19 protein-coding genes and 1 pseudogene are annotated in these 22,210 nt (G+C 50.4%); 14 read left to right on the plus strand and 6 right to left on the minus strand.

Features of this window, described 5'->3' with window-relative positions; translation table 11 throughout:
- Nucleotides 1-63: 63 nt before the first annotated feature.
- The 3 genes and pseudogenes from M4I36_RS06190 to M4I36_RS16985 form a co-directional block, all read right to left on the minus strand.
- Nucleotides 64-1,344 carry a type II restriction enzyme gene (locus tag M4I36_RS06190; protein WP_374985605.1) on the minus strand — a complete coding sequence of 427 codons (1,281 nt, stop codon included), beginning with the start codon at nt 1,342-1,344 and terminating at the stop codon, nt 64-66.
- Nucleotides 1,334-2,167, minus strand: coding sequence for a DNA adenine methylase (locus M4I36_RS06195; RefSeq protein ID WP_258110858.1), 834 nt, complete (start codon nt 2,165-2,167; stop codon nt 1,334-1,336). Before M4I36_RS06195 ends, M4I36_RS06190 begins: the two co-directional genes overlap by 11 nt.
- 394 nt (nt 2,168-2,561) lie before the next feature.
- A pseudogene (locus tag M4I36_RS16985) lies at nt 2,562-3,451 on the minus strand (DUF4277 domain-containing protein); the annotation flags it as partial.
- 71 nt (nt 3,452-3,522) lie between these two features.
- Here M4I36_RS16985 and M4I36_RS06205 point away from each other — a divergent pair.
- Nucleotides 3,523-3,798: a DNA adenine methylase gene (locus M4I36_RS06205; protein ID WP_258110885.1), complete on the plus strand. Its 276-nt coding sequence runs from the start codon at nt 3,523-3,525 to the stop codon at nt 3,796-3,798.
- Nucleotides 3,799-3,922: 124 nt separating this feature from the next.
- On the opposite strand, the gene M4I36_RS06210 is transcribed toward M4I36_RS06205, so the two are convergent.
- The gene (locus M4I36_RS06210; RefSeq protein ID WP_258110860.1) at nt 3,923-5,158 is read right to left on the minus strand and encodes a hypothetical protein; all 1,236 of its coding nucleotides are present in this window, start codon (nt 5,156-5,158) and stop codon (nt 3,923-3,925) included.
- Nucleotides 5,159-5,160: 2 nt separating this feature from the next.
- Nucleotides 5,161-5,703, minus strand: a complete 543-nt coding sequence (locus tag M4I36_RS06215) for an RNA polymerase sigma factor (protein ID WP_258110861.1) — start codon at nt 5,701-5,703, stop codon at nt 5,161-5,163.
- Nucleotides 5,704-6,193: 490 nt separating this feature from the next.
- Here M4I36_RS06215 and M4I36_RS06220 point away from each other — a divergent pair, with 490 nt between their 5' ends.
- The 6 genes from M4I36_RS06220 (at nt 6,194) to katG (ending at nt 13,156) form a co-directional block, all read left to right on the plus strand.
- Complete coding sequence (locus tag M4I36_RS06220) at nt 6,194-6,952, plus strand: DNA-3-methyladenine glycosylase family protein (protein WP_258110862.1); 759 nt, start codon at nt 6,194-6,196, stop codon at nt 6,950-6,952.
- A gap of 13 nt (nt 6,953-6,965) precedes the next feature.
- Entirely contained in the window at nt 6,966-7,334 is a 369-nt protein-coding gene (locus tag M4I36_RS06225; RefSeq protein ID WP_258110863.1) for an ArsR/SmtB family transcription factor, read from the plus strand.
- A 32-nt stretch (nt 7,335-7,366) separates the two neighbouring features.
- Complete coding sequence (locus M4I36_RS06230; RefSeq protein ID WP_258110864.1) at nt 7,367-8,059, plus strand: SOS response-associated peptidase; 693 nt, start codon at nt 7,367-7,369, stop codon at nt 8,057-8,059.
- Nucleotides 8,060-8,063: 4 nt separating this feature from the next.
- Complete coding sequence (gene glpK, locus M4I36_RS06235) at nt 8,064-9,566, plus strand: glycerol kinase GlpK (RefSeq protein WP_258110865.1); 1,503 nt, start codon at nt 8,064-8,066, stop codon at nt 9,564-9,566.
- Between the two features lie 252 nt (nt 9,567-9,818).
- A complete protein-coding gene (locus M4I36_RS06240) occupies nt 9,819-10,835 on the plus strand; it encodes a 2-hydroxyacid dehydrogenase (RefSeq protein ID WP_258110866.1) in 1,017 nt (338 codons plus the stop codon).
- Between the two features lie 125 nt (nt 10,836-10,960).
- Nucleotides 10,961-13,156, plus strand: a complete 2,196-nt coding sequence (gene katG, locus M4I36_RS06245) for a catalase/peroxidase HPI (protein WP_258110886.1) — start codon at nt 10,961-10,963, stop codon at nt 13,154-13,156.
- Between the two features lie 99 nt (nt 13,157-13,255).
- On the opposite strand, the gene M4I36_RS06250 is transcribed toward katG, so the two are convergent.
- The gene (locus M4I36_RS06250; protein WP_258110867.1) at nt 13,256-13,720 is read right to left on the minus strand and encodes a hypothetical protein; all 465 of its coding nucleotides are present in this window, start codon (nt 13,718-13,720) and stop codon (nt 13,256-13,258) included.
- Nucleotides 13,721-14,086: 366 nt separating this feature from the next.
- Between M4I36_RS06250 and M4I36_RS06255 the strand changes: the two genes are divergently transcribed.
- From M4I36_RS06255 to M4I36_RS06285, 7 genes are all read left to right on the plus strand, one after another.
- The gene (locus M4I36_RS06255) at nt 14,087-15,301 is read left to right on the plus strand and encodes a sensor histidine kinase (protein ID WP_258110868.1); all 1,215 of its coding nucleotides are present in this window, start codon (nt 14,087-14,089) and stop codon (nt 15,299-15,301) included.
- A complete protein-coding gene (locus M4I36_RS06260; protein ID WP_258110887.1) occupies nt 15,301-16,029 on the plus strand; it encodes a response regulator transcription factor in 729 nt (242 codons plus the stop codon). Before M4I36_RS06255 ends, M4I36_RS06260 begins: the two co-directional genes overlap by 1 nt.
- 47 nt (nt 16,030-16,076) lie before the next feature.
- On the plus strand, nt 16,077-16,844 hold the full coding sequence (locus M4I36_RS06265; protein ID WP_258110869.1) for a response regulator transcription factor: 768 nt from the start codon (nt 16,077-16,079) through the stop codon (nt 16,842-16,844).
- On the plus strand, nt 16,841-17,938 hold the full coding sequence (locus M4I36_RS06270; protein ID WP_258110870.1) for a sensor histidine kinase: 1,098 nt from the start codon (nt 16,841-16,843) through the stop codon (nt 17,936-17,938). Before M4I36_RS06265 ends, M4I36_RS06270 begins: the two co-directional genes overlap by 4 nt.
- A gap of 118 nt (nt 17,939-18,056) precedes the next feature.
- A complete protein-coding gene (locus tag M4I36_RS06275) occupies nt 18,057-18,815 on the plus strand; it encodes an ABC transporter ATP-binding protein (RefSeq protein ID WP_258110871.1) in 759 nt (252 codons plus the stop codon).
- A complete protein-coding gene (locus tag M4I36_RS06280) occupies nt 18,812-20,749 on the plus strand; it encodes an FtsX-like permease family protein (RefSeq protein ID WP_258110872.1) in 1,938 nt (645 codons plus the stop codon). The genes M4I36_RS06275 and M4I36_RS06280 overlap by 4 nt, the downstream gene beginning before the upstream one ends.
- Before the next feature lie 129 nt (nt 20,750-20,878).
- A complete protein-coding gene (locus tag M4I36_RS06285; RefSeq protein ID WP_258110873.1) occupies nt 20,879-22,099 on the plus strand; it encodes an MFS transporter in 1,221 nt (406 codons plus the stop codon).
- The last annotated feature ends 111 nt before the right edge of the window (nt 22,100-22,210 follow it).

Genomic DNA, 22,210 nt, shown 5'->3' on the forward strand with positions numbered 1-22,210 from the left:
AAAATACTATAAACAGTGAACTACAGGTTCTAGAGTAATATCGAACCATCACTGCAGGGTCATTTATAATGACTGCAGACTTAAAATCCAATCTACCCACTTTGAAATGGTTTGAGCCCTTCTGTAGTAGGTGCTTTCTGAACTAACTCTGTATAGATTGCAATCTCTCATATGTTTGACGATGCGATCCTGGTTTAACGGATGTCCAATCTCAAAGTACTCCTTTAGAACGCGCTGAAAAATGTCATGTTCAAGGATACAAGATGCTAAACCCAGGTATTTGTTTTTATATGGTTTGCGCATAATGCCATGGCCTTTTCGTGTCAGCCGAAATCGAATGACACGATCTGTATCTTGAAACTTTTCGATGAGACCAAGATACATACCCGCCGTAGTGTAGTAATTCGTTTGGCGTTCGTCAAACGCGTAGTTCGCCGTGATATCATCTTTCTCCATATCAGTATCCACCAATATCCCAAGTAAGTCCACGACACGTTCAAAAATATCAGCCTGCGGGAACGGTAGTCGTGGCTCTCGAACAACTCTGGTGATCGATAAAATCTCAATTATGTCATCGAGCTTGATGTCCTCATGGTTGAGGACATAATCCTTTTGAAACACAAGCCGTAATGAATTGTAACGATGGGGATGGGTAAACTTATAAACGAAAAATGAGAAAACGTCATTAGAGTAGGTAAAAAATACTGGAACTATTTCTTTGGTAAGCCTGTCGGTCCAGAGACGATATGGATAATATAATTGACGAATCAAAAAGTCGCTAGTTGACTCGTTTTTCGCCTCAATCAGCACGAACTTCGATTCGGATTCATAGCCTGCATCGATTTCGATCTGAGATTTTGAGACGGAGATCCGATGTTCAGCAAAACCATTGCTTTTGATCAGGAAGTCAAAATCCCTAGAAGACATGCGACCAGAGATAGTCGGATAAGCGATCTCCGCCAAGAGATGATCTACCATTCCAGAAACGTACGCACAATGAAGGGCGACGCTCTCGGAATATAAATTTGATGGTTGAATGGATGTGATGGTATCGGGGAATGCAATTGGTGTCGGTTCAATCTGTGGATTATAAGCTACGGTTTGATATGCGTCGAATTCACCAATGACATATCTGGAACGCGTGATTGGCAGAATGGCTAGACCATTAGTCTTGAAAATTTCGGGAAGATTCGTCTTGTGGTCGAATTTGCTCATCAAACGTGGTTCTCGAACCGTCTTGATCGTTTTCGCGTCAATTTCAAACAGGCCAGTCCTGCGAACCTCACGCAATATGTTGAATCGCTGGAATAAGGCTTCCCAAGCCTCGTTGTTTTTACTCCCCATAATTCATAACGAGAATTTCATCGACTTTCCCTCGCCTCGACGAATCCGAATTAATTGCCCTACTGGCCTTGACGGTTATGATTTTATAACCCTTGTATAAATCTCTAATAAAATCAGTAGACGAGTTACTCAAGAGCACTTTGCATCCACGTTCATCAAGATCGTCAACGACCCTCTTCAGGCGAGCCTGTTCCTCTCTACCGAAACCGTCTAAGCTGTAACCGGTGAAGTAAGCGGTATCTGAAACAGGGTCATAGGGCGGGTCTAGGTAAACAAAATCTCCTCTCTTAGCGTCAGCGACAGCCTCGGCAAAATCAGTGTTCCGAAACTTAATATCTGAAGTTGACAAATAGTGGTGGGCGGCTCGCAATACAACTTCATTTACGATATTCGGACTCTTATAGTTTCCGAATGGAACATTAAATTGACCCTGGTTATTTACTCTGAAGAGTCCGTTATAACATGTTTTGTTCAAGTAAATCAGTCGTGAAGCGCGCTGAACGGATGACCAGGCTTTATAACCTGGTGTTCGATCTAACTCTCGAAGCGCGTAAAAGTACTCCTTCTCATTTTTGTGTGCCGACAAATGCTTAATTAACTCGTCAATGTCATCACGGATGACTTTATATGCGGAGATCAATTCAGAATTAATATCGTTTACAACAGCCTTTTTAGGTTGAATGTCAAACAACACAGCTCCCCCACCTACGAAAGGTTCAAAGTAAGTGGTGAACTTTGGAATATATAAACGTATAGTTTCGAGCAATTGGCGTTTGCCGCCTGCCCATTTGACAAATGGCTGAAGTAATTTGTTCTTAGCCAAAATGCTAACCACCTAATAAAACGTATGTTCGAGCCTCTACTAGTCTACATGGAGAGTCTGGTTATTTCAACGACTTCTTCGTCCATCCAAAGCCTGCTGTGGTCGCTCACCTTGGCTGTCTGAAGCTAGGCGTTTTTTACGAAAATGTGATCACCGGGTTAGAATTGACCCAGTGACACCGGAATGAAAATGACCCATCTGTGTTGAATACCCTGATTGATAACCGTTGCATGGTGTCGAAAAGGGAATCCAATTGTTACGAGGTGGGTCTGTGATTAGACTACAAAGTCTAGCGGCTCAAGAGAAGGGCTGGAGAGAGATTGCTAGGGAAGCTAGGCACTCCAAAAAAACACTATTAAGAAGCACTTTCGTGATGGGCACCCAACGGAGGTGAACCATCGTCCCAGTCGTGAAACGACTGGATGCGGTAGATAGCTGTGTCCTTGCGCTCTCCCAATCTGCCAACGACTTCCCAGTGGTTTCTCTCGAGCGCCCTGTGCTTTACCTTGTCGCACATGGCTAATGTGTTCGGTAAACGTGAGATAAAGCGAACATCGTGTTCGTGGAGCAACCGTAGGTTCTTCGACGTGACCGCCGCAGAATTCGCGGTACAGAGGATTTGGCGAAGTTTCTCTTCCGCAAGAGTGTCAGTCAACTTTACAATGGTTTGCACATTCCAGTTCTTGTCGATGAGGTTCCCGTTCTCAGGGCTGGCCAAGGAAGGGATTTCGTGTGCGGTGACCATACCCGAAAATGATTTGTTTCAAGTCGGGCCTGTGGTCTTTTGAATAGCCCTTGAAATCCGAAAATGAGCGTCTTCCTCGTCATCCTGGTCGTTTAGGACATTCCGATAGCGGCCATGGAACGGCATGGACGTGGTATCTCCATGCAGATGGTCTAAGGGCACAGAGAGGCAAAGTCCAGCGTCGAGAATGAGGCCATAGTCAGCACACTGTCCATCTCATCCTCATGAATTGCGTTCCGGGCCCGTCCAAGAGCGTCGTTTCATTCAGAGCATCCGCCGTGACGTTCGGGCTTACACGTGATTGGATGTCGTATTCGTCACAGGGCCCTTGAACTTTAAAAAAGGCCTTGCGGTCCGTCAGGATGTTGACCAAATAGTGCTTTGATTCGTTGGCCAGCGGAAAGTCGACAGTCGTTAGGCGCAACCCCAACCCCAACAAGCTCATCCACCTTGCCGACTCAACCGAGTCGGTCAATCATCCAGGACCAGATAGGACCTGAGCCGAGCTCCTTGTTTGTAAGATTAAGAGCATCGAGCAACTGCAAATTCTCCTTGGTACGCAACATCTAAGGGGAATATTTCGACTCAGACGAATAACTTCCCTACAAAAATTCACTTAGCACCTTATGTTACAGCGCGGAAGATGCGCACAGGCTATGACTTGAGGGGGTTCAACGCACAGAGTCAAGTTCGACTGAGACACGTGTTCGAAGAGCTGGACCAGCGTGGTTGCAAGGTGCTCCTCAGCAACTCAGCCACGCCCTTCATGCGCGACCTCTATCAGAAATACACGATAGTGACGATTGCAGCGAATCCAGCCATCAATTCCGATGCAGGAAAGCGTGGGCATGTGGAGGAATTGCTTGTCATGAATTATGTACCTTGAGGGCTCCATACCGAGGAGACGTCTGCGGGCGTCTCCTCTTCATCAGAACGGTCTGGTCGGCTACTGGAAGTCGGTTGGGCAAGCGTGTACGCACTTCAATACATAGTTGCACTGGGGCTACGGTCTATAGTTTCAGGATATTCACATTTTCAACATACTGATTGGAGTCCGGTAGTGCGTTCGGGTCGGTAGCTTGGTCCGTTCCGAGTTCTGCCTCTTTCTGTTCTATCAATCCATTGTTGCTACGTAATTTCATGCGGATGGCAGCACACTGTGCTTCCGAACCGAGGATCACCCCTTCATTGTCGACATAATGGACGGATGCGAGCAACAGTTCTGGATTTACGTCGTCTGCAATCTCTAAAACTCCTCCTACCACAAGGGTCATTCCACCTTCAGATTGAGAAAGTTCCAATTCACTCGTGGTCAACTTCCCTTCATCATCGACTCTTACCAATTTTCCGCGAATAAGCACAATTTTCGCGTCAAACTCACATAAACGCTGCACGGTACTCTGGACTTCTGGGTGGCAGAAAATTTGACCAGTCGCAAGTAGTTTCGACACGGATGTCTCTAGTGTTGCGGAAGATACATCTGCACAGACGTGCACATCGCCATTGACGTACAGAATTTGACGGGAATGTCGGGAGAGCAGAGCACCATCTAAGTCTGTGCTTTCCGGAAAATAGATGGCAGTTTCAGGAACGACTGAAAAATTGGCGTGTTGAGGATTTTGAATGCAGTCCGCCAAGACTTCAAGGATATCCTCTCGAATCGCGACGCGCCCATGAAACTCGACGAAATCAATTTTTTCTCTGAGAATCGCGGTGTCGACATGTGCGAGCAGTTGCGACTTTCCGACGGCCACAATTCTCGAACCAGGTTTCAGGAGGCGTACGAAGACCGCATCAAAAGTGGCATTGTGCAGCAGAGTCGTTGCCCCGTTCGCGTAGGTATTCATGGCACCGTTTAAATGGTGAATTTTCGACCTGAGTGCTCCTTCCAAGCGTTTTGGGCACACCACGCTACCATTGACTAGGAGAGCACCAATTTGTTCAGAAAGAGCTTTCTCTGTAACATCGGGCTGTATGACAAGAGTGCCGTTAATCATTATATTGCTGGGCTCTGAAGGAGGCGCATCAGTTGCACTAATTTCGCAACGGCCGTTGACCATCCGAATGTTAGAAATACCCTCCACAGTTTGGTTGATGTTACGCATAGAAATCTTGCTCAGTGCGGGTCCTAATTCTGGCTTAGAGAGAAGCAAATTGACGTTTTCGATGGACACGACATCTTTGAGGCTAGTCTCGTCCGTTGCCGATAAGTCCAATACGTTAATATTTCGAAGGATACGACCCATAATCAAACATCTCCTCCAGTTCCGTATTCACCGTTCGTCATTTCGGTTTGAAGCATCTGAATGGCTCGACGTACTTGGCTACGCACCGTTGAGGGGTTTGTCCCTGTACGCTTTGCTATCTCGCGGCTATTGAGTCCGTTCCAATATCGTTGTACGAGAATAGCACGCAGTTCTGCCGGTAGGCGGTTTAATAGGTCGGTCCATTCAAGATGATTGGATAAATCGGAAACACCTGCTTCCATCGGGAAATGTGAAGCGTAGGGGTAATCGACGATAAATCGCGTTCGGCGGTCTTCATCTCTCTTTACATTTCGGAGGACCGTGAAGAGCCAGCCCCGTAGGTGCCCATCGTCCATTTCGGCAAGTCGCGATAGATGGCGGAGAGCACGAACGAATGTTTCTTGAACGAGATCGTCTGCTCTATCCGGATCTCTAGTCAGTGCCAGCGCGAATCTTTGCAGAGACGGCCTATGAAGCTCATAAAGTTCCTCGAAAGTCGTGCTCTCACCCCCTTTCCGTGAACCGCCGTTAACAGGTACCGACATCTAGACAACGAACGAGATTGACAAAGTGTTGTTTGGGACACAGTCGTAAGTTGAAAATTCTCGAATCGCGACGCGTCGAGGCTAGGCTAGCCTACGGGCGACAACACATGACATTCAGAATATCGGTTGGCGACGGAATCCATAACCCATAGGTTGCAAATCTCACCCTTGAATTGTCCCTGCCTTTCCCTTAGTCTGAAACCAGTTATGGTAAAAGCGGAGGTTGCGGCTCACACTAGGCGGACGGATTGCACGAAGTGAACAGTGTGCTGTGTGCATCGGTCAACTGTCTCTTTCGAATGACTATGGAGGGGTACACTCCGTTTGTGAAAGGACCACTGTGATGAAGGTAATTTTGACTCCTCGAGCACCATTCGACTTTCTGCAGATGTTGCGACGGCCGATGTCGCGACCATCTTCGTTAATCCTCATTGACGCGAACTCCGGAACGTATACGAGGGCGGTGCGCCTTAGGTCTCGGGTTTGTCCTGTGACGGTGCGAAGTGTTGGTTCGGTAGACGGTCCCGAACTTTGTCTGGAATATCCGGATGACCTGGCGGAAGACGAACGGGATGAATTGCTCCAGCGGATGACGCAAATGTTTTCTTTGGAGCGAAATCTGCAAGATTTTTATGAGACCGTTTCGGTGTCCAAAGAATGGGCAGGATTGATTCAGCGGTTGTACGGTGTTCGGCCCATTCAAGATGCGGATTTATTTGAATCGATGGTACGTACCATCATCGGCCAGCAACTCAATCTTTCGTTTGCGGCAACGCTGATGGAGCGACTGGTGCAGTTGGGCGATGAACGCGTGGTTTGGAAGCAGCAAACCTTGCCGGTGTTTCCGAGTGCAAAGACGGTGGCGGAATGGACGTATCCGCGCTTGCGGGAACTGGCGTTTAGCCAGCGTAAAGCAGAGTACGTTATTGATTTTGCGCGCCATGTTGCGAGTGGAGCGATAGATTTGGAGAAGCTCCGTGACTTGCCCGATGAGGATGTGTACGAAGTCCTGATGCCGCTACGCGGTGTAGGACGGTGGACCGTGGAATGTTTTTTGCTGTTTGGAATGGGGCGCACCGACATTCTTCCAGCAGCTGACATTGGAATCCAGAATGCAGTGCAGAGGCTGTATCACATGGCGGATCGCCCAAAAGAAGCGGACATTCGCCAGATTGCATCGGTGTGGGCTCCTTGGCGTAGCTATGCTACCTATTATCTGTGGCAAAGCCTCCTCAGGGATGAGAATTGAGAGGGGAATTTTAGTGGAAATAGTCAGAGGATATGCAACACAAGCCCTAACTGAGCAGCCCTTGGATGTGGAAGCAGTGTTCAAAGCATTGGCGGATCCGATACGGAGGTCGCTCGTTCAACTTTTGCAGCAAGACCAGTATTTTTGCCACGTGGACGGCGAGCGGGTGACAGGAATCTGCGTTCAGGACTTGAGTGAAGTCCTGAAGTTGCCGCAGTCGACGGTATCACGTCATCTGACGATTCTGCGTCAAGCCGGGCTGGTGGGTCACCAGCAAAAAGGCATCTGGCACTACTACTTCTGTCGCACCGAGACACTTCGACGGACGGCGGAATGGCTGCAAGCTCTGGCCTCTCAGGATGGTCAAGAAACGAACAAGTAAGCGGGCTGCGGGGGCTGAGGAGTGAGGTGCGGATGTGTGGACGTTTTTCATTGGCGGTGACCGATTGGGCGGCATTGCTTCCGCAATTTGGCTTCGATTCGATGGACTTTTACTATGCTCCAAGGTATAACATCGCACCAACCACGGAAGTGCCCGTCGTCTTTTTCGCGGAAAGACAACGGACCCTTCAAACCATGCGGTGGGGACTCATTCCACCTTGGTCGGACTCTTTCACCAGCCGCTACGCGACGCATCTTGCACGTACTGAGTCGGTGCTGGAAAAGCGTCTTTACAGTAGGCTGGTGGGACGGCAGAGAGCGGTTTTGTTGGCGGACGGATTTTACGAGTGGCAGACAGGGTCCCGGCAGCCCTACCGAATTCGAGTACAGGGTGAAGAAGTGTTCGCCTTAGCGGCGGTGTATGACGTGTGGCGCGGAGCAGACGGCGGGGAGCGAGCGAGTTGCTCCATCTTGACGCGCCCGGCGAATGCGTGGATGGCGCACATCCATGACCGCATGCCAGCGGTCCTTCGCGCGAGCCAGGTCGACGCATGGCTTCGTCCCGACTGTACGGATGCGTCGGAGATGCAACAGTTTGCACTGCACTATGACATGCCAGAGTTGTATGCGTACCCTGTGAGTGGGCGAATCGGCAATGTGCGAGTCGATGATGCTGAGTGCTTTGTTCCACTCAAAGATGATGCCAGTCGAATGGGGGGTCAGTAGAGACTTGAGAGACGAGTATGTTCTCGCGATTGACCAGGGCACCACGAGTTCTCGAGCCATCTTGTTCAATCGCTTCGGTGAAATGGTGGATGGGCAGCAACGAGAGTTTCGGCAAATCTTCCCTCAGCCGGGCTGGGTTTTGCAAGACCCCGAGGAGATTTGGACATCGGTAGTCGAAGTGGTGTCGAGCCTTTTCAAGTTGCATCCAGATTGTGTGTCAAAGATTGCAGCGATTGGCATCACGAATCAACGAGAGACGACGGTCGTCTGGGACAAACAAACGGGAGTGCCTGTTTATCCTGCGATTGTTTGGCAATCTCGACAGACGTCTGGTATCTGCGACGTGTTGAAACAACGAGGATTGGATGGACTCTTTCGAGAAAAAACCGGTTTACGGTTGGATGCCTATTTTTCAGGAACGAAAGTGAAATGGATTTTGGACCATGTGGATGGCGCGCGCGAAAAGGCGGAAGCCGGAGAACTTTTGTTTGGCACCATCGACTCATGGCTTGTGTGGAAGTTGACCGGCGGACGGATGCATATCACGGATTATACGAATGCGTCACGGACGTTGATGTTCAATATTTATAGTCTCGCTTGGGACGACGAACTTCTGGCTGCTTTGACCATTCCCCGCGCGATTTTGCCGGAGGTTCGCTCCTCGTCTGAGGTGTATGCGTCCACGAATTCGGACGTTTTTTTCGGTTTGGAGATACCGATTTCTGGAGTCGCTGGAGACCAGCACGCCGCGCTGTTTGGACAGGCCTGCTTCACGGCCGGAATGGCGAAAAACACGTATGGCACCGGGTGCTTTCTGCTGATGAACATGGGCACAAGACCAGTTCAGTCCAGTCACGGTCTACTGACAACCATCGCGTTTGGCCTAGGAGACCAAGTCGAGTATGCGCTGGAAGGTAGCGTGTTTGTAGCGGGATCGGCCATTCAATGGCTCAGAGATGGTCTGGAGATGCTTCCCTCTGCCGCAGACAGTGAGCGCTATGCGACGCAAGTAGCATCGAGCGACGGCGTCTATGTTGTACCTGCTTTCGTCGGACTGGGAGCGCCGCACTGGGACAGTGATGCGCGCGGCGCGATGTTCGGCTTGACGAGAGGCACCACGAAAGAGCATGTCGTGCGCGCCACGCTCGAATCGCTCGCCTACCAGACAAAGGACGTGTTGCAGGCCATGGAACAAGACGCGGGGATTGCGCTTGGCACTCTGCGCGTGGACGGGGGAGCCGCTGCCAATCATTTTCTCATGCAATTTCAGAGTGATCTCCTTGGCGCACCTGTCGAGCGACCACAGGTCCTCGAAACGACTGCGCTGGGAGCGGCCTATTTGGCCGGACTGGCCGTGGGTTTTTGGACATCTCGCTCGGAAATCGAGAAACATTGGCATGCTGCGCAAACGTATCTGCCGAATGGTGATGCGGCGTGGCGGACGAGTAGGTATGCTGGTTGGCAGAAGGCAGTCGCGGCCACGCGAGCGTTCACCAGCCCTTCTTGATGGAATCTGTTATGTTGGAGAGAATCGCGGCATATGTGCGAGCGATTGTCGCATATGATGTCTCCTCGCGTCGGAAACGAGGCGCTCCAGTTGGGACGAGCAGTTGTTGCTGACCATGCTCAGCATGCGCCGAAAAGTGTTCCAAGAACATCTTTTATCCGTTTTGCAGCAAGATGTGCAAGACTGTGAATGACATTCCGGTCTGTGTTATCCGTTGTCGCACATAGGACACTTCGCGGGAGGTTCACTACAGTGACGAAACCAACTGTTTTTGTGCCCCATACCATTCCAGATAAGGCACTTCATCGACTGCACGCGACCTGCGAGGTCATCTATCGCGACCTGCGCAGTGAGCCAACTCAAACGGAACTCGCAGACGGTCTGCGGGGTGCGAAGGGCATGGTCTGCTACGGAAAAATCTCGGTGCGGGAAAGTCTCCTCGAGGCGGCGCCCCAGTTGGAAGTGGTGAGCAACATTGCCGTAGGCTTTGATAATTTCGATCTCGCTGCAATGCAAGCACACTGGGTGTCTGGTACGAACACGCCGGGTGTTCTGACGGAAACCACGGCAGACTTGGCCTTTGCGCTCCTGATGGCAGCGGCCCGTCGCATTCCGGAAGCAGACGCATACGTGAAAAGCGGACAATGGCAGAAGTGGGTGCCCGATTTAATGGTCGGATCGGACGTCTATGGAAAAACTATCGGTATTGTGGGCATGGGTCGAATTGGAGAGGCGGTTGCTCGCCGCGCGCTGGGGTTTGGGATGACCATTGTCTATCACAATCGGCGACGGCAGCCGAACGCAGAGTTGGCGCTTGGCGCAGTCTACCGCGCGTCTCTTGAAGAACTGTTGGGTGAATCAGACTTTGTGGTTCTACTCACGCCACTGACCAAGCACACGTTTCATCTCATCGGAGAAGATGAGCTCTGCAGGATGAAGCGCAATGCTTGGATCATCAACGTCGCGCGTGGGGCGGTTCTCGACGAATCTGCGCTGATGAAGGCACTGGACGGCGGGTGGATTGCAGGAGCGGGCCTCGATGTTTATGAAGAGGAACCTTTGCCTGCAAACCATCCGCTTCTGTCGCGCCCGAACGTCGTCATGCTACCACACATAGGAAGCGCGACGGTAGCAACGCGAGAGAACATGGCGCTCACAGCCGTTGACAACATCATCGCTTATTTTTCTGGGCGAAGACCTCCCAATCTCGTCAATCCTGACGTTTGGGAGAGACGGTTTGGGCAATCGGCGGAACGGATGAAGGAATGAACGACATCCAGCATATATCTACCTTGACGAGGCTTCATCCTAGGCATATATTATATTTAAAATAAGTCTAAATAAAATCTAGAGTCGAGAGGAGAAATTTTGTGGAAGCCAAAGAGAGCGCCAACGTGAGTCAGTGCCCCGTCATGCATGCCAGTCCTTCTGCGCATCCTTTTCAAGGTCCATCGAATAAAGACTGGTGGCCTAATCAATTAAACTTGCATATCTTGCGCCAGCATGACACCAAATCGAATCCGATGGACAAGGATTTCGACTATTCAGAAGCATTTTCTGAATTGGATTATGACGCTTTGAAACAAGACCTTCGCCGTTTGATGACCGACAGTCAAGACTGGTGGCCAGCAGATTATGGACACTATGGGCCGTTGTTCATTCGCATGGCTTGGCATTCGGCCGGCACCTACCGCATTGGCGATGGCAGAGGCGGTGCTGGGTCTGGCTCGCAGCGCTTTGCTCCTCTCAACAGTTGGCCAGACAATGTCAATTTGGACAAAGCACGTCGGCTTTTGTGGCCTATCAAGAAAAAGTACGGGAATAAGATTTCGTGGGCTGACTTGATGATTCTGGCGGGCAACGTTGCGATAGAATCGATGGGCGGAAAAACGGTTGGCTTTGGAGCGGGCCGCAGAGACGTTTGGCATCCAGAAGAAGATATTTACTGGGGGCCGGAGTCGGAGTGGCTTGGCGACAAACGGTACACCGGCGATAGGGACCTTGAAAATCCATTAGCTGCCGTGCAGATGGGTCTGATTTACGTCAATCCGGAAGGACCTAACGGCACGCCGGACCCGCTCGCCAGTGCGCGCGACATTCGCGAAACTTTTAAGCGGATGGCGATGAATGATGAGGAAACGGTCGCCCTGATTGCTGGAGGACATACTTTTGGAAAGTCGCACGGTGCGGGCAATCCGTCTGCTTTAGGGCGCGAGCCGGAGGCGGCCCCGGTGGAGGCCATGGGCTTGGGTTGGCAGAGCAGCTACGGGAGTGGACATGGTCGCGACACCATTGGAGGCGGCCCTGAAGGTGCTTGGACGGCTCATCCAACCGCGTGGGACAATGGCTACTTTGACCTTTTATTCCGATACGAGTGGCAATTGACGAAAAGCCCGGCTGGGGCCTACCAGTGGGAAGCCATTCACCTGGCAGACAGTGATTTTGCACCGGATGCAGAAGACCGTTCGAAACGCGTGCCGCCGATGATGATGACGACCGACATCGCTTTGCGCGAAGACCCGGAATATGCAAAGATTGCCCGGCGCTTTCATGAACATCCGGACCAGTTTGCCGACGCATTTGCGCGAGCATGGTTTAAATTGACGCACCGCGATATGGGACCGCGAACGCGTTATCTTGGCCCGGAAGTTCCCGAGGAAGAATATGACTGGCAAGACCCCATTCCAGCCGTAGATTACATGCTTTCCGACTCGGAGATTGCAGAATTGAAGGCGGTTCTTTTAGACTCTGGGCTGACCGTTTCCGAATGGGTGACCACTGCGTTTGCGGCCGCTAGCACGTTCCGCAGTTCCGACATGCGGGGCGGTGCGAATGGTGCGCGAATCCGGCTCGCGCCACAACGAGACTGGGAAGTCAATCAACCGGATCAACTCGCAAAAGTACTTGCCGAACTAGAGCGCATTCAAGCAGGCTTGGAAAAGAAGATAAGCCTCGCCGACTTGATAGTGCTGGGTGGCACTGCTGCGGTGGAAAAAGCCGCACGTGATGCAGGGTATCCAGTGTCTGTTCCGTTCGCTCCGGGGCGTGGGGATGCGACTCAAGAACAGACGGATGTGGAGAGTTTTTCCGTACTAGAGCCGGTAGTTGATGGTTTTCGCAACTATATTCCCGAGCCATACCGGGCACATGCAGCCAATCTTCTGATTGATAGGGCGCAGTTGTTGGGTTTGACTGCCCCAGAAATGACGGTTTTAATCGGTGGGTTGCGCGTGTTGGGTGCGAACTATCAAGGTACTTCCTATGGCGTATTGACGAAGTCAGTTGGCAAACTGACCAATGATTTCTTTGTTAACTTGGTCGACATGGGGATTTCATGGAAGCCCACGGAGAGTGGTATCTATGAAGGATATGACCGGGCAACGGGAGAGCGCGTATGGACGGCCACGGTCATCGACCTCCTCCTCGGTTCCAATTCCATGTTGCGCGCTATTTCGGAGGTTTATGCGCAAGACGACAATCGCGAGAAATTTGTCCGTGACTTTATTGCCGTGTGGGTGAAAGTGATGAATGCGGATAGGTTCGATCTCGGTACTAACATTGAAACACATGCCAACGTGGCGTTGGTGTAAGTGCACTGAAAGTAGGTGTGGGAGGGACGACGCGGTACCACGTCGTCCCTCCCACATTGAATAAAGAGGACCTGAGTTCAGCGGGTGCGTGCTCACCCATTAATTTCGCGATTTTCTCGCAAGAATTTCCCTCAGAGCTGGATATCGGAGATGAAGCACGACCGAACGCGCTCCCCAGACAACAGCCACGCCCAAAGCAATCTCCCAGGTGACGATGGCTGTCTGATGTGAGAAGACGGCAATGATTCCTTGAAGAGCAAAAATCACTAGCCAACTCACCAGGTATCGCCAGTCCCCTTGTATGACCCAGACCCCGTTTCGTTCATAGAGTCGCGTGAAGAATCCTTGTAAGATGGCAAACGGGATCGACACCCCGATTGAAATCACCGTGGTCCAGATTTGCACGGCGGGCACCGGGTGCGGAAGCGACTGATATGCCCAAAACAGAGCGATGGCCGGAAGAAAATAAAATCGTAAGCGACTCGGTCGCTTTGGCGTGATCTGACGCACAATGAAGTATACGAGTACTGCGAGACCGACGATGTCCGATGGTATGTTGGGCATGAATGACGCCTCCTTGAACGGAATGGGAATCTCCGACACTGTCGCCTGTTGCAGTTCAGGGGGGAAGGATGTACTGGAGATAATGTCACAGTGATGATTTTAGAAGATCAGCAAAAAAGTGTCGTCTACCGCTGGATGGGTCTTTTGGGGGAGTCTTATCTACCTATGGGTAGAATGATGGTGTTGAGATAGCATGTTGTGCTGGATGCTTCAGCCACCTGTCAGGCATGATAAAATGGGGATTGTTCGCAAAGGTTGCCGCCCTATCAGAAGTGAGGGTACCGTTGCGGTAGAAACGCCGTGGGACATTTCGGACCACACTTTGGTCAGGAGGAGTCCCCATGACGACACAGGGGGAATACACCCTTGCAAAACCAGGCGGCGATTCGTCGTGGCCGCAAGCTCAGCCGTCAGTTCATCGGAACGTTGGCTCTGCTGGCAGTCTACGGGGCATGGTCCTTTCCCAGTGGGACTGGGGACTACCGAACCGTGGTGTGGATTTATTTAGGCATTTTTATGGGCCTTGTCTGGATGCCTCGGCATTGGCGCACTCCGGTTATCCTTGGTTTGATAGCGGCTCTAGGCGCTCTTGGTATCCTTGTTCTCATCAATCTATTCGGCATGAATTCTGAATATCTGGCATTGTTACTACCGTTTCCTGGGTTTCTTGTGCGAGATGGGATGAAGACGAGATGGGCGATGATGTTTGTCGCAGGTCTGGTTGCCGCTACTTTGTTGAGCAGGGATGGGGAGTTTGGCGCCAACGTCGGATACGCTGTCTCAGAAGTTGGAATTTATTTAGGCTTTCTTGGCGCACGACTGCGTCGGGAAGCTCACGAGATCGATCAACGGCGCTTGAAGGAACTTCTCCAGGCGCATGAGCAGTTGAAGGAAGCCCATGCTGAACTGAGCCGCACACACGAAGAACTGTTGGACACGACCATACTTGCGATGCAGTCGACAGCGCTCGCCGAACGAGCCAGTATCGCGAGAGACATCCACGATGGTGTCGGACATCTTTTGACGTCTCTGGTCATTCAGCTGCAATCGTTACAAATGATGTTGCCAGAGAATCCGCAAATGGCGGCAGAACATGTTCCAGACATGTTGGCCGTGGCTCGACAGGCGGTGTCTGATGTGCGCTTAGCTGTGCATCAGTGGAGTGACGAGGACGCTGGTCTTGGACTTTCTTCTTTGCGAGGATTGGCAGAACAGGTTGCGCGCCGCGGGGGAATCTCTTGCACGTTCGAGGCGCCCCTGCAGCAGTCAGACTCTTGGTCGCGTGACGTTTCTATTGCGTTGTATCGAGTGCTTCAAGAATCGCTGACCAATGTATTGCGACACGCGAACGCGCGTCATGTTGTGGTGACGGTACTGGAGGTGTCCGATGAGGTGACGTTAACCATCGAAGATGATGGATGTTATACGGGCAATCCGCCAGTATCGTTTGGGTTTGGATTGAAGCACATGCAGGAGCGCTGCAAGGAATTAGGGGGTCACCTCGTAGTAGAGTTCAATGACGCGCTAGAGCGCGGTATGCGCGTCCGTGCCAAACTCCCGTTGAATGGAGGCGCATTCTAATCGAACCGTCCAGCACAATTCGTGTCTTGATAGTGGATGACCAGGCGATGATTCGTCAAGGCCTCGCTTACATGATTAGTGCGCAGAGCGACCTGAATGTTGTCGGCCAAGCCGCGGACGGGGATGAGGCTGTCATGGAAGCGGCGGAAAGGCGTCCTGACGTCATCCTGATGGATATTCGCATGCCGAAACAAAATGGCATTGCAGCGACAGGTAGGATTGTAACTAGCGGATCGCCTGCGAAAATTGTGTTGCTGACAACGTTTGACGACGAACAAAACCTGTTTGATGGCATTCGGGCAGGCGCGGTGGGGTATTTGCTCAAAGATGCGGATGTGCACGAACTGCTCGATGCCATCCGTCGGGCGGCGCGCGGCGAGGCAGTGTATCGCACCGCCAGTGCAGCGCGGGCATTAGCCCGTGCAGTCTCTCACCAATCGCCGCAAGAAGTCAAAGAAGTGGAGACGAGGGGGGTGCCACTGGGGCCAGGTGTGCAACCAAAGAAGTCTGTGACTGCATCGGAGGGGTTGGCTGAGCCATTGACCGAGCGTGAAATCGAGGTCTTGCAGCAGATGGCGTATGGCAAACGCAACATGGAGATTGCCACCACGCTCTCCGTATCGGAAGGGACGGTAAAGACGCACGTTCATCGTATTTTGCAAAAACTTGGAGTTGAGGACCGCACGCAGGCTGTCGTCTTTGCCCTGCGCGATGGTCTGGTGAATTGAGGCAGTCGTCGTGCCAGTCATGGGGCCTCTTTGAAGGGTGGATAAAAATGGAACAGACTTTACGGGGCGAAATCAACTATCGGATCATCGTCATCGAAGATGATCCGCAAGTGGCAAAGCTTTTGGGACGGCAACTGAGTCGCTATGGCTACGGTGTGAGCTTGTGTCAAGATTTTGAGCATGTCGATACAGTGGTGAGGACGGAAAACCCAGACCTAGTCTTGTTGGATATTAACCTGCCATTTTACGATGGGTTTTATTGGTGTCGACGAATACGCCGCTTTTCCACAGTACCTGTAATTTACATTTCATCGCGCGACGGCGATATGGACCAAGTATTTGGCTTAGATAATGGTGGCGATGAGTTTATCACCAAACCATTTCAATTAGAAGTATTGCTTGCCAAAAGCAAGGCGTTGTTGCGACGTACATGTGGGGAATATGCGGTGGGTAGGACTTCACCACGGGAAGTTTACTCTCTTCGAACGATGAAGTTGGATGTACGTAGAGCTACAGTGGATAATAAAGGGAAATCTAGTTTCTTGAGTAAAACAGAATTGGAACTTTTGCGCAGACTACTGGATGCGCAAGGAGCGGTGGTGTCCCGCAATGCCCTGCTGGAGGCTATTTGGGACGACACGCATTTCGTGGATGATAATACGTTGACTGTCAATGTGACTCGTCTGAGGCAAAAGCTTGAGAACGTAGGTATTCACGACGCGATTGTTACGCTTCGCGGGGTAGGATATCGTTTTGCACTATTTGACGAGTGTTCGCCTCCGGAGCCGGGACAAGATGATGAGAGCGTCCAATGAATCATAATCCGTTGCTTCTCTTTATACGGGACATGTGGCAGACTGTGCTTTTTTTCTGCATTGGCTATGCGCTGATTGTGGCGACAATTTTATTGTCTTTTCGGACATTGGTTCGTCAAAGTAATTTTATGTATGCCTATGTGCTCGGACTCACTATGCTGGTCGTGTTTTTGGTTTTAGAGTACGTTCGTCGCCATCGCTTCTATACCGAATTGGCGTATCGATTGAAGAAGGAGGCTGTTATGTCTGACGCGGTCACCATGCCAGTGACTGGAACACACGACCAACGCTTATTCGTTCAGCTTCTGCACAGGTATCACCAAGAGCACGTTCGCCAACTGGATGTCCTTATAGAGCGACAGAGAGTGTATGAACTGTTTGGAACGCGATTTGCGCATCAAATGAAGACGCCACTGACGGTCATTCAACTTCTTGAAGATGAGATGCGCCGGGAGTTCGCGTGGTCGACAGATATGGCGGAAATCGTGAGTCGACTCTCGGAAGAACGACTGAGACTGGACACTTCCGTGAACCTGATGTTGAACACTATGCGTCTGGGTTCGTTCTCTGTTGATGTCCACATTGAAGAAGTCGACCTGCAAGAGTTAGTTCGCGAAGCTGTGAACGAGCATAAAAGTCAGTGGATTCGAAGAGCAATTTATCCACGATTGGATGGGGAAGATTGCCCTGTAGTTGTGAAATCCGATCGGAAATGGCTTTTGTTTATTATGGATCAGATTATTCGCAATGCCCTTCAATACGGTTATCGTGTGGACGAAGACGGAATACCGGCTGAAGTGGCCAATTCATTTGTCATACAAATTAAAAAACGTGACCATTATGCGGTATTGGTCTTTTCAGATAACGGGATAGGGATTCCAGCGAGGGACTTGGCACATGTCTTCGAACCCTTTTATACGGGGTCTAATGGTCGGTCACATTCTAGGGCAACTGGCATGGGGCTGTATATCGTCAAACAGGTAGCCGAGCGCCTCGGGCATGACATTCGAATTGAGTCGAACGAAGGGCGAGGCACCACTGTGTTTGTGAGCATTTCCCTAGAAGATTTTCTGCGTCCACTGCTTACAACGTGAAAAGTTGCAAAATTGTAAGGGTAATAAGAGGTTTTGTAAGGGACAGCGAAGGAACTTCACGTATCGATGTGAGACATTCGACTAAGTGAAAGATGTCTGCGTAAGTGAGGGATGCCGATTGAATGTATTGCGTGCGAAGGGTTTGACCAAAGTTTACGGAACCAAAAATCCTGGTTCCTCTAAGACAGCGTTGAACGGGATTGACCTTGTTGTGAGGTCTAGTGAATTTGTTGGCATTATGGGTCCTTCCGGAAGTGGGAAAACAACGTTGCTCAATTTACTCGCAGGTTTAGATCAGGCTACGAGTGGTGAACTTTGGATTCAAGATACTAATATGTCCAAATGTACACCAGAACAAATGGCTGTGCTTCGCCGGAAAAGTATAGGGTTTGTGTTTCAAGATTACAATTTGCTAGACACGCTCACACTATTTGAAAATGTGACACTGCCGCTAGCCTTAGATGGTCAACGAGGGAAAAAAGTCAATCAGAGAGCTGAGGAATTGTTAGAATATCTTGGATTGAGAGACGTCATGCGCCAATATCCATATGAAGTTTCCGGCGGACAGCAACAGCGAACTGCGGTTGCGCGGGCATTAATTCATAATCCAGCGTTGATTTTGGCGGATGAGCCTACGGGCAATTTAGACTCGGGATCGGCTCGGTCCTTACTAGAGCTGCTTCAGCGGTTAAACCAAGAAAACGGAACCTCTATACTCTTGGTTACACATGACCCGTTTTCTGCTAGTTACTGCCAAAGAATCGTGTTTATCCGTGATGGTAGTGTGTTTGCAAACTTAGAAAAAGCAGACTCGAGAGAATCTTTCTTCCGAGAAATTTTAGATACGCTTGGCGTGCTGGAGGGGACGCAGCAATGATGTGGCTTAGCTTTGCGTTCAAAAATAGTGTGCGGAGTCTGCGCCGCTACGTAAATTACCTTGCTGCATGCTCATTCGCTGTCATGATATTTTATATGTTTTCTGCGTTTGTATTAAACCCTGCAGTTCACCATGGATACATGACACATACAGCTCAGCAGGTGCTTGCATCATGCCAATTCATTGTGATAGTTTTCGCCGCTTTCTTCATCTTCTTCTTTCACAGCGGTCTGTTACGACTGCGCAGCAAAGAATTTGGACTACTTTTAACACTGGGCATCATCCCCAAGCAGATGGGACGATGGATATTTTTCGAGAGCTTGATACTCGGTTTCGTATCGATCGTTTCTGGAATGATTTTAGGCCTCTTGTTCTCCAAGTTGTTTCTATTGACTATGGCAGCCGCTCTACAATTACCACACGTAATTCCATTCGCAGTGCCGCCGGCTTCTGTGCTACTGACAGCAGTATTTTTCGGAGCTTTATTTCTGTGCGAAGCCTATTTGGCTTCGCGGCGTGTGATGGGATTGTCGCCGACAGCGCTCTTCGTGGAACAGAGGTCAGCTCAAAAGGTGCCAAGGTATTCGGTTTGGTGGATTGTGATAGGGTTGACTTGTCTTGGAGCAGGATATTATATGGCTGTTTCGGAAAGTCGTGAATTTATCAGAGACTTGATACCTATCCTCATTTTGACAAGCGCAGGGACATACTTTCTCTACAGTCAAGTACTGATCATGATTCTCACGGTGCTACGGCGTCGTGCGCTGAGCGGGGTCAGTCTCTTGGTTGTAAGTCGATTGATGTATCGCCTTAAAGACAACGCCCGGGTATTAACAGTGGTCACGATGTTGACCGCGGTCGTTCTGACGAGTATGGGCTCCGTGCTAGGTCTGCAGCAAATCGTGGGGGAAAACTCTCTGAGGGTCAACCCGATGAATGTTATGATAGCCAGTAATGCGGCTAACTCTACACACTTCTCAGCCACTCGTTTGCGTCATATATTAAACACTCACGGAGTCCGAATCGCGGCAGAAAATACGTCGTCCATCTTCGTTGCGACACTTCGCACAATGTCTGGACAGTGGGTGGGGGTTCAAGTTATGTCCCTGTCCACATACAATTCGCTACGAGCCGAGTTTCTTACCGACTCGCGGTTGAAAAAATATATTCCTGCTCTTCCGAGGATTCGTACGGCTCACGCAGAATTGATGGTACCATATCCCCTTATTGTGTCCAAAAGACTTACGCCTATCCGTGCAGAGCTAAAGATAGGTCGCGCGGTCGAAACGATCCACATCCAGAAACAGTCGAATGTTCGAGTTGTGGACGAATCGAACCAGCTTCCTGATTTTGAACTTGTGGTCTCGAACGAGGACTACAGAAAATGGGAACTTGATATTCCCAAGTCCATGAAATGGACAATTTATAGCGCGATGTTGTCTCATTGGGTAAAATCACGCTCCGCGGTGCGTCAGATACAAGACGCTGTTGCTTCCAGGAACCTGGCTGTGTCGGCAACCGTGACGGGTTTCAAACAAACACAAGAATTACTGTCCGTCATGCTGTTCTCAGGTTTCTTCATCAGCACTCTGTTCTTTCTTACTGCTGGCGGTTCTATTTATTTTCGACTGGATTCACGACTCGAAGAGGACCGCAAACAGTTTCGCACATTTCAAAGGTTGGGTTTACAACGAAAAGAAATTGGTCGCTTGCTTTCCATAGAGTTACTCTTACTGTTCTTTGTTCCTGTCGGTGTTGCGCTAGTGCACAGTACAGTCGCTATCATCGACCTCGGGCATCTTGTGCTACTGAGTGCAGGTGAATGGGGAATTCTCGCCATAGTGGCCGCAGTATATTGCATCCTCATGTTCATCTTCTTTGGAGTTTCGAGGATAAAGTATCTTCAACGCGCTATGAATCAAACCATGGGTTGATTTCCATGATATATCAGTTGGAACCTGGCTCATAATTGGGTTGCAAGCTTTGAATCTTTATGCGTTGATATACTAAAATCTATCAATCTGAATGTGCCTGAAACAGTCGGCTAAATTAAGGGGTCCGCAATGAATTGGTTCAAGAAGTCGATGTTTTCGAATCAGCGATTTTTGCTCTGGTTCTGTGGCCAAGGCATCTCTTATTTTGGGGACTCCATCGCTGCTGTGGCCATCCCAATCCTAGTTCTCACCTACACGCAGTCGGCGTTTTTGATGGGTTTGGTCGGTGCCTTAGAAGTTGTTCCGGTGTTCGTCATCGGGTTGGCAGCTGGTGTTTGGGTCGACCGATGGAGCCGCAAAAAAGTGATGCTCGTATCGGACTTCGGCCGAGCGCTGGTCATGGGGCTCATCCCGGCGGCCTCTTTAGCCCACGCGCCGATGATGCCGGTGGTTGTGGTTGTAGCAATCGTCAGCGGGACCTTGGCAGTGTTTTTCGGCGCAGCTTACACGGGACTGATTCGGCGAGTTGTGGGCGAAGGAGAATTGGGACGCGCCAATGGCTATTTTGAAGCGATTGAGAGTATTGCGTATGGTTTGGGGCCGTTATTCGCGGGTGTTTTGACATCGAAAATTGGAGCGTCTTATACCATCGGCATAGATGCACTGTCGTTTTTGTTTTCGGCCATATCCATACTTGGGTTACGTAGTGTCGACAAACGGAGCACGCCCGGTTCGAAAACCACTGCAGGTTTTTTCTTGGAAATGAAAGTGGGAGTTCAGACAGTCTTGAAGGACTCGGTTCTGAGTGCGGTTACTCTCCTTTGGGGGAGCAACCGCTTTGTGTTTGCGGCGCTCATTCCGGCTCTCACATTCTTTGTTCTTAAGACATTTCATGGGGATTCATTCCAGGTCGGCGTGGCCGTTAGCTTATATGCGGTCGGTTCTCTCATCGGAACTTTAATTGGCTCGCGAATACCGACGCATTTGGGCATGGCGGTAGGCATGGGTGCGCAGCTGTGCATGTTTGTCGGTGCCGTCTTCCTCTCTATTGCTGCATCAATTGACATAGTGTTTGGGTGCGCAGCCATGCTGGGGGTTGGCGAAGGGTTGCTTTTAGTTATTTATTTGACCTATCGGGTAGGCAGAGTGCCCGAAGAGGTAGTCGGGCGCGTTTATGCGGTCACGTCGACGGCTACTCTCGGCATGGGAGGCATTGGATACCTCGTCGTTGGCAGTTTGTTAAATATCTGGGGTAGCCATGTAACTTGGATGGTTCTAGCGGCGCTGTCCATTATGGGCGCAGTATCGTCTTATGTTATCTCCAAGCAAAATCGCGCCGCTCATAGGTGACGAATCTCTCGTGCCTCGAATCGACGGTCTCTAGGATGGTTGGGTGGTTGGTCTAATGACGATCTCGATGCAGGATTTTCCTTCCACTGTGTGTAAGTATAGGGCGAGAAT

Origin of the sequence: Alicyclobacillus sp. SP_1, assembly GCF_024706985.1 — a bacterium.
GTDB lineage: Bacteria > Bacillota > Bacilli > Alicyclobacillales > Alicyclobacillaceae > Alicyclobacillus_I.

Coding starts and splice junctions, on each gene's coding strand:
- M4I36_RS06190 (WP_374985605.1), bottom strand. CDS start 1,344: ATGGGGAGTAAAAACAACGAGGCTTGGGAAGCCTTATTCCAGCGATTC.
- M4I36_RS06210 (WP_258110860.1), bottom strand. CDS start 5,158: ATGGGTCGTATCCTTCGAAATATTAACGTATTGGACTTATCGGCAACG.
- M4I36_RS06215 (WP_258110861.1), bottom strand. CDS start 5,703: ATGTCGGTACCTGTTAACGGCGGTTCACGGAAAGGGGGTGAGAGCACG.
- M4I36_RS06230 (WP_258110864.1), top strand. CDS start 7,367: ATGTGTGGACGTTTTTCATTGGCGGTGACCGATTGGGCGGCATTGCTT.
- M4I36_RS06250 (WP_258110867.1), bottom strand. CDS start 13,720: ATGCCCAACATACCATCGGACATCGTCGGTCTCGCAGTACTCGTATAC.
- M4I36_RS06265 (WP_258110869.1), top strand. CDS start 16,077: ATGGAACAGACTTTACGGGGCGAAATCAACTATCGGATCATCGTCATC.
- M4I36_RS06270 (WP_258110870.1), top strand. CDS start 16,841: ATGAATCATAATCCGTTGCTTCTCTTTATACGGGACATGTGGCAGACT.
- M4I36_RS06280 (WP_258110872.1), top strand. CDS start 18,812: ATGATGTGGCTTAGCTTTGCGTTCAAAAATAGTGTGCGGAGTCTGCGC.
- M4I36_RS06285 (WP_258110873.1), top strand. CDS start 20,879: ATGAATTGGTTCAAGAAGTCGATGTTTTCGAATCAGCGATTTTTGCTC.